The 1609-nt window shown below is 68.6% G+C and carries 1 protein-coding gene; it reads right to left on the bottom strand.

The window, feature by feature from the left end:
* Positions 1-11: 11 nt before the first annotated feature.
* The gene (locus ACFWU6_RS33665; RefSeq protein WP_383985292.1) at positions 12-1469 is read right to left on the bottom strand and encodes an NF041680 family putative transposase; all 1458 of its coding nucleotides are present in this window, start codon (positions 1467-1469) and stop codon (positions 12-14) included.
* Between the last annotated feature and the right edge of the window lie 140 nt (positions 1470-1609).

Here is a 1609-nt window from a genome sequence, read left to right as displayed (position 1 = left end):
TAGCTTGATCTTTAACCTGTGCGGCGGGGGCGTGGGGTCGTCGGCTTCGCCTTTCTGGACGCTGCCGTGCCCGTTGTGCGGGGTATGTGGACGTCATGACGTGGGGTGGGCCGCGTGTTTTTGCGCCCTGGTGGACGTCCAGGTCCGGGGCGGGTGGGTTTCGGTGCTTGGGCTGGGCAGGCGGTGTTGGGGCGGATGTGCCGGAAGTCGCGACGGACTCGAGCTGGAGTGAGGCGGTCGGACGAGGTGGGTTTCTCCCATGGACGATGTCGGTCGGCCGCCAGTGGCCGGGCCAGACGCAGTTGGGTGTAGGCCGCGAGGATCAGCCATGTCCAGCGGTCCGCCGCCTGGGGTGTGCGGACCTTCGGGCAGGTCCAGCCGAGAGTCTGTTTGAACAGGCGGAAGGTGTGCTCGATGTCGAAACGCCGCAGGTAGGCCTGCCACAGACGGTCGGTGTCCGCCTCAGTGGCGTCGGTGCCCGACCACCACAACCAGACCGGCTTCGGAGTGGCTCCGCTGGGCAGGTGGTCGATGTCCAGGCGGATCACCGTTCCCTCAACGATCGGGAGGGTGCCGTCGGCCGCGGCCCAGGAAGAGCGGTGGGTGAGTTTGGGGTGGAGCCGGTCCCACGAGCGTGCTCGGGCGGTGCCGTAGAGGCGGGTGTCGGTGACGGTTTCGGTGTCCGGGGTGCCCCAGGTGTCAGGCTGCCCGAACACGAACTCGCCGCCGTGTCGGGGCGGACGGCCCATGGTGTGAGGCTGCCGCTGGGGTGCGGGCCGGCGCAGGACCCGGTCCGACCGCATACGGGCCAGGACCTGGACCGGAAGGTCCCGCAGGAGGTGGGCCAGGCGTGGTGCGTCGTATCCGGCGTCCGCGATGACGAGGACTTCCGGGTCGCCGACCTGCCACTGACCTGCGGTGATCAGCCGCTCGATCAGCTCGCGCAGCTGCCGGGCGGTGACGGTAGCCGTGTCGTCTCCGGGTGCCAGACGCAGCGCGTCCAGCGGGGCGGTCCACGAGCTGCGGCCCGGCTCCAGCGCGCAGACGATCGAGTACGGCCACCCGGGAACGGGGATGTGCTGGTCCTTGCCCCGACCGTAGGTGTGGCACAGGATCCGCTCTGGTGAGGTGTGGGCGTCGGGCCGCAGCCAGCACGTGACATCGACGGCCAGGACCAGCCGGCCGTCGACCGCCCGCGGCAGCGGCACGGAGGCCAGGGCCTGGCGCATCCGGTCCGCGTCGACCCAGCCACGGGCGACAGCGGCGTAGAGCCCTCCGTGACCACGGCGGTGTTCACCCACCAGCGACAGCTCGACCAGCGACCTCACCGACCCGTCATGGCAAAGAACCGCGTCGGCCAGCTCGAACAAAGCATCCGAACGAGCGGTCAGGCAGGAGTAGAACTCGCCTCGGAAGCGTGACAGTTCCGCCAGCGGCTCCCGCCGGATATCGCAATGCAGCAAACTCATCCCCACGGCCTTCGCTCTGGACGTGTGTGTTCCTTGGTCGGAGCACATGATCCAGACGAAGGCCGTTTCCGCGTACGGCGGTTACCGAACCGAGTGATCAAGTACGAGGCGCCGTTCGATCTCGGACGTTAAAGATCAAG

This window comes from Streptomyces sp. NPDC058674 (genome assembly GCF_042716505.1).
Taxonomy (GTDB): domain Bacteria; phylum Actinomycetota; class Actinomycetes; order Streptomycetales; family Streptomycetaceae; genus Streptomyces.
This window is presented reverse-complemented; position numbering and strand designations above follow the sequence as displayed.